We start from the raw sequence: 8,718 nt of genomic DNA, 5'->3' as shown, positions 1-8,718 counted from the left end.
CGCGTCAGTTGCAGCCCCGTCCAGTTCGCCCACGGCCTGCGGGGCCCCCCGGCCGCGCCCCCGCCGCCGGGGGGGGGGGGGGGGCGCCCCCCCCCCCCCACCACCGCCACGTTGAACACCACCAGCCCGACCGCGCAGACCCCCACCAGCCAGGCCCACTCCGTCCCGTGCGGGCGGTGCAGGCGCTGCCCGCTCGCGCGGGCGGCGGCGAGCAGCAGCAGGGACGCGGCCGCGTACCGCAGGGCCTGGACCGTCCACAGCGGTGCGTCGACCAGGGCGCCGGACACGGCGGCGCTGCTGCCGACCAGGGCCATCGCGGCCGTGCCGGTGAGCACCGCGGGCCACCGCGGACCGGGTGCGGGGGGAGTTCTGCGGGCGAGGCGCGGGAGGGGGGTGGGGGCGGGCACGAGTGGCATGCTGACCGCGCGGTGGATCGCTCGACAGGTCCGATCGCGCGCGGGTCGAGTGGACCGGTGCTCGAGTGGCCGACGACGGGAGCGCGGGTGGACGGGACGGGTGCCGACTTCCTGTCGCTGGACGTCCGCTCCGTGCCGCGCGGGCGGATCACCGGGGAACTGGTGCGGCGGGTGCGCGAGGCGGTCGCCGACGGACGTCTCGCGCCGGGTGACGCACTGCCGTCGACGCGGGTGCTCGCCGGCGACCTGGGCGTCTCGCGCGGCGTGGTCGTGGAGGTGTACCGGCGCCTGGCCGACGAGGGCCTCGTCGCCGCCCGCACCGGGTCGGCGACGCGGGTGCTGGCGGCAGCGGCCCCCACCCCGCCGGGGGTTCCCGTCGAACCCGGGCCGCCGCGCACGACCGGCGTGGAGTTCGACCTATCACCGGGCGTGCCCGACGTGGCGGCGTTCCCGCGCGCGGCGTGGCTGCGCGCCGAACGGACCGTGCTGCGCGAGGCCACCGGCACCGACCTCGGCTACGGCGACCCGCGCGGCCACCCCCGGTTGCGCGCTGAACTCGCCGGCTGGCTCGCCCGCACCCGCGGGATGCGCGTCGGCGCCGACGACGTCCTCGTGGTCGCGGGTGTCGCGCAGTCCCTCGCGCTGCTCGCGCAGGTCCTGCGCGCCCGGGGCGTGACGCGGATCGGTGTGGAGGACCCCGGGGCGCGCGGCGCCCGCGAAACCCTGGCGCACTGGGGGCTGCAGCCCGAACCCGTCCCGGTGGACGGGCACGGCGCGCGCGTCGACGCGCTCGCGCGCAGCGGGGTGGAGGCGGTGCTGCTCACGCCCGCGCACCAGTTCCCCACCGGGGTGGTGCTCGCGCCGCAGCGCCGCCGCGACCTGCTGGAGTGGGCGCGCGGCGGGAACCTCGTCGTCGAGGACGACTACGACGCCGAGCACCGCTACGACCGGGCGCCCGTGCCCGCGCTGCAGACCTCCGCCCCCGAGGACGTCGCCTGCACCGGCAGCACCTCGAAGACCCTGGTGCCCGGTGCGCGCATCGGCTGGCTCGTCGCACCGCACCGGGTGCGGGCGGACCTGCTGGCGGCCAAGCACGCCGCCGACCTCGGCAACCCCGCCCTGCCGCAGCTCGTCCTCGCCGAGCTCATCGCCGCCGGCGACCTCGAACGCCACGTCCGCCGGGTCCGCCGCCGCCAGCGCACCCGTCGGGACGCGCTGCTGGCGGCGCTGCACCGGTACCTGCCCGCCGCGCGGGTGGAGGGGGTCGCAGCCGGGTTGCACCTGCTCGTGACGTTCCCGAACCGGGAACCCGGCAGCGACGTGGAGATCGCCGAGCGCGCCGCCGGGGCGGGGGTCCTCGTGCACCCGCTGTCGTGGCACCGGGTGCGGCCGGGGCCGCCCGGGTTGCTGCTGGGGTACGCGGCGAGCACGCCCGACGCCCTGGTGGAGGCGGTGCGCCGGATCGCGCCCCTGGTGCCCACCGGTCCGTGAGGAACCGGCGCGCAACGGGTCAGCGCGCCCGGGCCCACTCCTGCAACGCGTCCGGCTCCAGCGGCCGGGAGAAGAAGTACCCCTGCACGAAGTCGCACCCCATCTCCACGAGGGCGTCGAGCTGCTCGCGCGTCTCCACGCCCTCGGCGACCGCGCGCACCCCCACCGCGTGGGCGAGCTGCACGCAGGTGCGCACGATCGCGGTGTCGCCGTCGTTCACGCCCAGGCCCGTCACGAACGAGCGGTCGATCTTCAGCTCGTCGACGGGGAAGCGCTGCAGGTACGTCAGGCTCGCGTACCCGGTGCCGAAGTCGTCCACGGCGATGCCGACGCCGAGCGCCTTCAGCGCCGCCAGGGTCGCCGCCGCGGCGTCCGGGTCGGTCGCCAGCGCCGTCTCGGTGACCTCCAGCACCAGCAGGTCCGCCGCCAGGCCGTGCCGGGTCAGCGCCGCCGTCACCGCCTCCACCAGGCCCGGTTCGGTCAGCTGCCGGGTGGACAGGTTCACCGCCACCTCGACCGTCGCGCGCCGCGGGTCGCGGGCCCAGGCGGCGGCCTGGGCGACGGCCGCGTCGAGCACCCACGCGCCGAGCTCGCGCACCAGGCCGGACTGCTCGGCCAGGTCGATGAACGCCGCCGGCGGCAGCAGCCCGCGCTCCGGGTGCTGCCAGCGCACCAGCGCCTCGGCGCCCGTGGCGGCGCCGTCGCGCAGGCCGACGCGCGGCTGGTAGTGCAGGCGCAGTTCACCGTCGGCGATGCCGCGGCGCATTTCCCCCAGCAGGCGCAGGCGGTCGACGGCCGCGTCGGTGCGGTGCGGGTCGTGCACCTCGACGCGGTTGCGGCCGCGGGCCTTGGCGCGGTGCATGGCCACGCCGGCGTCGTGCAGCAGCCGGTCCGCGGAGTCCGTGCCCGCCGTCGCCACGGCGGTGCCGATGCTCGCGGACGTGACGATCTCCAGACCGTCGAGGACCACCGGGACGGTCAGGACCTGAAGGATCCGCTCGGCCAGGGCGCGGCACCGCTGCGCGTCACCGCAGTCGTCCAGGACCGCGAACTCGTCGGCGGACAAGCGGGCGACCGTGGCGCCTTCGCGCACCGCCGCGCGCAACCGGCCGGCCACCGTCAGCAGGAGCTCGTCGCCGGCGGCGGTGCCCAGGCTCTCGTTGACGACGTTGAAGTGGTCCAGGTCCACGACCAGCACGGCGGGGCGCCCGCCGGGTTCCGCGAGCGCGGACTCCAGGAGCGCGGACAGCCCCGCCCGGTTCGACAACCCGGTCAGGGGGTCCTCCAGCGCGCGGCGGCGCGCGTCGGCCTCCGCGGCGGCGCGGCGGTTCTCGGACTCCTCCACGCGGTTCAGCGCCGCGACGAGCTCCTTCTCGTGGGCGCGTCGCTCCGGTGCGCTGAACACGATGACCCGCACCTCGGCGTCCGCGCCGGCGCGCGCGGGAACGCGGGTGGCGGTGATCAGCGCGGGGCGGCGCGTGCGGTCGGCGGCGAGGACCTCGACGACGACCTCGCTCACGCTGCCGGTCGTGCCGAGCTGCGGCGCGCAGTGCGCCGACCACAGGATCCGGTCACCCACCGGCAGCAGTCGCCCGAACGCCGACCCCAGCAGGTCCTCGCGCCGGTACCCGGACCAGGCCAGGAACGTGGTGTTGACGCGGGTGATCCGACCGTCGTCGCTCGTGGTCAGGTACCCGCAGGGGGCGTCGTCGAACAGTTCCGCGAAGTCGCCGGTGCCCTCCGGTGCCGCGGCGGCGGAGGGGGCCGCGGCCGTCACGTCCACGAGGGCAGGTGCGCGAGGATCGCCGCCGCCGTCTCGGCGGGCTCGCTGACGTGGGGGCAGTGCCCGGACGCCCGCAGCGGGACCAGCGTCGCGTGCGGGAGCCGGGAGGCGACCTCCCGGACGGCCGAGTCGGGGGCGAGGGCGTCGTCGCGGCACTGCAGCACGACGCACGGCGTGCCCACGCGGGTCAGCAGCTCGCGGGAGTCGGTGTGGAACGTGGCCCGCGCGAAGTCGCGGGCGGTCGAGGGGTCGAGCTGGCGGAAGGAACCGGTGAACTCCTCGCCGAGCTCGGGGCGGTCCGGGTTCCCCATGATCATGGGGGCGACGGCCGCGGTCCACGACAGGTAGTTGTGGTCCAGCGACGCCAGCAGTTCCTCGACGTCCTCGTCCGAGAAGCCCCCGTCGTAGCCGGTGGCGGGGTCGTCGACGTAGCGCGCCGACGGGGCGAGCATCACGAGCCGACCGACGCGCTGCGGTGCGCGGAGCGCGGCGCGCGCGGCGATCATCGAGCTGACGCTGTGGGCGACCACCACGGCGTCGCGCAGGTCCAGCTCCTCGCAGACCTCCACGAGGTCCGCCGCGTACCCGTCGAGGCTGCGGTACTTCTCGCGCTCGTAGGCGGCCGGGTCGAAGCGGCCGGCGCCCGCCTGGTCCAGCAGCACGACGCGGTGCTCCGCGAGGAAGGCGGGCAGCAGTCGCTGCCACGTGCCCTGGTCCGATCCGAAACCGTGCAGGAACAGCACCACCGGGCCGTCCGGGCGGCCGTGGACGGTCACGTTGTTGCGCGCGCTCGCGCTGCCCGGGCCTGCGGGAGCGGGGACGGTGCTCACAGCGGTTCCTTCCACGGGAGACGTCTGGCGCGGGGGTCGGACCAGTCCACGTGGTGTCGGCAGGCACCTACCGGGGCTTGAGCCCGGGCTCCCGGCGAGGGCTCGGCGGGCCCCGCGGAACCCCGCGCGCGGGAAGCAGCGGGGCGCCGCGAGCGTTGGAACGGGTGAGGCCCCGAGCAGTGGGCCCCACCCCCTCGAACCCCGCCAGGAGGCCACGGTGAAGGGTGATCGCGTGGAGATCGTCGTCGAAGCCGGCGGCGACACCCGCACGTACGACGTCGAGGCGACCCGCGCGGGCCGCCGCGTGGAGGTCGCGCACGGGCGCGGCCTCGTGGAGGTCACGGAGGTGACCCGCGGCGGGACCGCCGTGCGCACGGCGCGGTTCATGGCCGCGCGCGTCATCGCGCTCGTGGAGCACCCCGCACCGCGGCACACCGCCGAGGACGACGACGAGACGGTGACGCCGCTGCGGGTCACCGCCTGACCGCGACCCCCCGGGACCCCCACCGGTCGCGGGGGCGTCGTCGCTCGCGGGCGCCGGTCGTCGCGGTGGTCGTGGTCCTGGCGGCCGTCGCGGCCCACGCCCTGGCGACGCCGGAGCCCCCGGCCCGGCGGGTCGCGTGCGGCGAGACGATCACCGCCGACGTCCGCCTCGCCGCCGACCTGCGCTGCCCCGGTCCCAGCGGGCTGGTCGTGGCCGCCGACGGCGTCGAGGTCGACCTCGACGGTCACGAGATCACCGGCCCCGGCCTCGTGGCGGGCCGTTCCGCCGCCGCCCACGGGATCTCGGTCGAGGCGCACGACGTCACGATCCGCGGCGGTCGCATCGCCGGCTGGGACGTCGGCGTCCGGGTGGGGTGGGGCAGGTCCCCGCGCAGCGCGGCCCTGGCGGACGTGCGGCTGGAGTCGAACGGGGTGGGCGCCGTCGTCGCCGACGGGAGCTCCCTGTTCGTCACCACCTCGCTGCTGCGCGGCAACAACACGGGCGCCACCGCGCAGGGGCAGCTGGCCGTCCACCGCTCGAGGGTCGAGGAGAACTTCACGGGCGTGGCCGTCCAGTCCGGCGAGCCGGGAGGGCCGTTCACCCTGCGGGAGAGCTTGGTGCAGCGCAACAACATCGGGGTGATGTGCCACCGCCCGGGTTTCCTCGTCGAGCGCAGCACGTTCGCCTCCAACGACACCGCGCTCCTGGCGAGCGGTTGCCGGCCGTCGGTGGTCCGGGGCTCCGCGTTCGTCCGCAACGGCGACCACCTCTGGCTCGGCGACCCCGACGCCCTCGTCGTCGTCTGCACGTCGTTCACCCGGCGCGGCGGCCCGGAGGAGGTCCGGGTGCGGCCCTGCGCGGCGCGGTCCGCTGGCGCGTTCGCGGCGGGAGGCGTCAGCGGGCGGTGGTGAAGCGCTCCGGCCTGAACGGTTCCAGCAGCGGGACGCGTTCCTCGAGCACCTCGCGGGCGGTGAACTCCCCGAGCACCAGGCCGAGCGTGGCGCCGCTGTGGGTGAACAGCACGTGCAGCCCGGGCACCTCGCGCAGCTCGCCGACGACGGGTTCGCCGTCCCCGGGGACCGGTTTGGGGCCCACGCCCCGGCGCACCGCCTCCAGGCGGGGGTTGCCGACCAGGACCCTCGACGCCTCGTCCAGCAACCCGGCGACCGTGGAGCCGCGCACTTCGTGGTCGCCGTCGTCGTGGACCACGACCTCCTGCTCCGACCAGCCGGAGTCCAGCACGAACGTCCCGCGCGGGGTGGGGCGGATCGCCACCCGCGGGGTGTTCAGGACCGCGCGCAGCGGGTGCTCGACCCGCTGCGTCTCCAGCAGCAGCGAGACGGGGGACGACTGCGGCAAGTGCACCCCCAGTTCGGCGAGGTCGCGCGGCACCCACGGCCCGGTCGCCCACACCACCGCGTCGGCCGTGAACGCGCGTCCTGATGCGGTCGCCACGCCGTTCGCACGTCCACCGGTCAGGACGGGGCGGGCGCGGCCGGTGCCGGTGTGCACCTCGCCGCCGGCGGCGCGCACCTGCTCCAGCAGCGCGTCGACCAGCAGCGGCAGGTCCACCCAGCCCTCGCCCGGGTTGAACACCGCCCCCTCCTCGGCGACGGCGGTGACGTCCACGCCCGGCGCCCAGGCGGCCACCTCGTCCCGAGCCAGCCACACCGAGTCGTAACCGGTGGACAGCTCGTGGGCGTGGCGCTCGCGGTGGCTCTCACCCGGCGCCGCCCACGTCAGGCCGCCGTCGAAGCGGACCCGGTCGTCCAGGCCGGTGCGCGTGGCGAACGTGCGGTAGCGGTCGATGCCGACGGTGCGCAGCCGGTGGTACGCGTCGCTGCGCGCACCCGCCGAGTTCAGCCAGGACAGGGATCGGCCGCTGGCACCGGAAGCGACCTCCGCCTCGGTGACGAGGTCGACGCGAGCGCCGGCACGGGCCAGGTGGGCGGCCGTCGAGGCACCCAGGACGCCACCGCCCACGACGACCACGCGGTGTGCTCCGGTGCGGGCTGCACGGGCGGGGAAGGCGGTGCGGGTCTCGTGCGTCACGCTCCCATCCTCCTCGTCCGCTCTCGCCCGCGCCCCACCCCCTGCGGTGATCTTGCGAAGGTGAGAGCTCAACCGTGCAAGATCACCGCAGGGAGGGGAGGGGAGGGGAGGGGGAGTTCGGTCAGGCGGCGGGGGTGCGCAGGACGCCGTCGACGCGGCGGGGGATGCCGGTGAACTCCTCGGTCAGCTCGGCCGGCAGGACCTCGGCGGGGGCGCCCTGCCACGTCACCGGCCGCAGGAACCGGCGGATCGCGCTGGTGCCCACCGAGGTGTGCTGGGAGTTCGTCGACGGCCACGGGCCGCCGTGGTGCTGCGCCCACGACACCGCCACCCCGGTGGGGTAGGCGTCGAAGAGGATGCGCCCGGCGTGGTCGCGCAGCGCCCGCGCCACCGTGGCCGGCAACTCCGTCTCACCCTGCCCGCGCTGCACCGTCGCCGTCAGCGAGGACGGCACGCCCTCCAGCGCCGAGAGCAGCTGCTCCTCGCCGTCGTAGCGCACCACGGTGCTCACCGGGCCGAAGCACTCCTCCGTCACCCCGTGCGGGAGGTCCGCGGCGTCCGCCGACAGCAGCAGCGGCACCGCGGTGAAACCCTCCGCACCCTCCGGCTGGGCGCCTCGCGCGAGTTCCTCCACGCCCGGCAGCTGCGCCAGCTCGGCGCTGGTGCTCCCGTAGGTGGTCGCGATGCCCTCGTTGAGGAGGACCTGGGCGGGGGCCTGCGCCACGGCGGCGGTCATGGCGCCGACCACGGCGTCGCCGCCCTCCCCGGCGGGCACGAACACCAGGCCCGGCTTGGTGCAGAACTGCCCCGCCCCCAGGGTGAACGAGGCGACGGTCTGCTCGCCGATCTGCTGACCGCGCTCGGCGGCCGCGGCCGGCGTCACCACGACGGGGTTCAGGCTGCTCAGCTCGCCGAAGAAGGGGACCGGGTCGGGACGGTTCTCGATGATCTCCAGCAGCGCCTTGCCGCCGCGCACGGACCCGGTGAACCCCACGGCCCGCACCGCCGGGTGCGCCACCAGCGCCGCCCCCGCCTGAAGGCCGTGCACGATGCCCAGGGTGCCCTCGGGGGCGCCGGCCTCCCGCGCCGCCGCGACCATGACGTCGAAGACGAGCTGCGAGGTCGCCGGGTGCGAACCGTGGGCCTTGACGATCACGGGGCAGCCCGCGGCCAGCGCGGAGGCGGTGTCGCCGCCGGGCACGGAGAACGCCAGCGGGAAGTTGCTGGCGCCGAACACCGCGACCGGCCCGATCGGCAGGAGCATCCGCCGCAGGTCCGGGCGCGGGCCCATCGGGGTGTCCCCGGCGTGGTCGATCGTGGCCTCCAGGTAGGACCCCTCGCGCAGCACCTCGCCGAACAGGCGCAGCTGGTACGCGGTGCGGGTCAGCTCACCGTTCAGGCGACCCGCCCCCAGCGCGGTCTCCCGGTCGGCGATGGCCACGACGTCCTCCCGGCGCGCCTCCAGCGCGTCGGCCAGGGCCTCCAGCAGGGCGGCGCGGCGCTCGCGGCCCATCTCCTCCAGGGCGGGCGAGGCGGCCAGGGCCGCCTCGCACAGGGCCGCGACCTGATCGGGGGTCGTCTCGGCGGCGACGACCTCCACGGCCTTGCCGGTGCGGGGGTCGGTGCTGACGACGTCGGTCACGGGGTTCCTCCTCGGTGTTC

General features: G+C 76.4%; 7 protein-coding genes and 1 pseudogene. 3 read left to right on the top strand and 5 right to left on the bottom strand.

Annotated elements, in window-relative coordinates; translation table 11 throughout:
* Window positions 1-335: pseudogene (locus tag ACRYR9_RS11145) on the bottom strand (hypothetical protein); the annotation flags it as partial.
* A 138-nt stretch (window positions 336-473) separates the two neighbouring features.
* On the opposite strand from ACRYR9_RS11145, the gene pdxR reads away from it, so the two are divergent.
* Window positions 474-1,907, top strand: a complete 1,434-nt coding sequence (gene pdxR, locus ACRYR9_RS11140) for a MocR-like pyridoxine biosynthesis transcription factor PdxR (protein ID WP_432492358.1) — start codon at window positions 474-476, stop codon at window positions 1,905-1,907.
* A gap of 19 nt (window positions 1,908-1,926) precedes the next feature.
* Here the strand turns inward: pdxR and ACRYR9_RS11135 are convergent, their stop codons facing one another.
* Both ACRYR9_RS11135 and ACRYR9_RS11130 read right to left on the bottom strand, forming a co-directional pair.
* Entirely contained in the window at window positions 1,927-3,684 is a 1,758-nt protein-coding gene (locus ACRYR9_RS11135; RefSeq protein WP_432492360.1) for a putative bifunctional diguanylate cyclase/phosphodiesterase, read from the bottom strand.
* Window positions 3,681-4,520: an alpha/beta fold hydrolase gene (locus tag ACRYR9_RS11130; protein WP_432492362.1), complete on the bottom strand. Its 840-nt coding sequence runs from the start codon at window positions 4,518-4,520 to the stop codon at window positions 3,681-3,683. Before ACRYR9_RS11130 ends, ACRYR9_RS11135 begins: the two co-directional genes overlap by 4 nt.
* A gap of 217 nt (window positions 4,521-4,737) precedes the next feature.
* Between ACRYR9_RS11130 and ACRYR9_RS11125 the strand changes: the two genes are divergently transcribed.
* Window positions 4,738-5,004 (top strand): hypothetical protein, encoded by a 267-nt coding sequence (locus ACRYR9_RS11125; protein WP_432492364.1) that lies wholly within the window; start codon window positions 4,738-4,740, stop codon window positions 5,002-5,004.
* A 65-nt stretch (window positions 5,005-5,069) separates the two neighbouring features.
* Window positions 5,070-5,915, top strand: a complete 846-nt coding sequence (locus ACRYR9_RS11120; protein ID WP_432492366.1) for a right-handed parallel beta-helix repeat-containing protein — start codon at window positions 5,070-5,072, stop codon at window positions 5,913-5,915.
* On the opposite strand, the gene ACRYR9_RS11115 is transcribed toward ACRYR9_RS11120, so the two are convergent.
* Both ACRYR9_RS11115 and ACRYR9_RS11110 read right to left on the bottom strand, forming a co-directional pair.
* A complete protein-coding gene (locus tag ACRYR9_RS11115; RefSeq protein ID WP_432492368.1) occupies window positions 5,899-7,056 on the bottom strand; it encodes an NAD(P)/FAD-dependent oxidoreductase in 1,158 nt (385 codons plus the stop codon). The two genes, ACRYR9_RS11120 and ACRYR9_RS11115, sit on opposite strands and share 17 nt — an antisense overlap.
* A 121-nt stretch (window positions 7,057-7,177) precedes the next feature.
* Window positions 7,178-8,698, bottom strand: a complete 1,521-nt coding sequence (locus ACRYR9_RS11110; protein WP_432492370.1) for an aldehyde dehydrogenase (NADP(+)) — start codon at window positions 8,696-8,698, stop codon at window positions 7,178-7,180.
* Window positions 8,699-8,718: the final 20 nt, after the last annotated feature.

Source organism: Kineococcus auxinigenes (genome assembly GCF_050871525.1).
GTDB lineage: Bacteria > Actinomycetota > Actinomycetes > Actinomycetales > Kineococcaceae > Kineococcus.
This window is presented reverse-complemented; position numbering and strand designations above follow the sequence as displayed.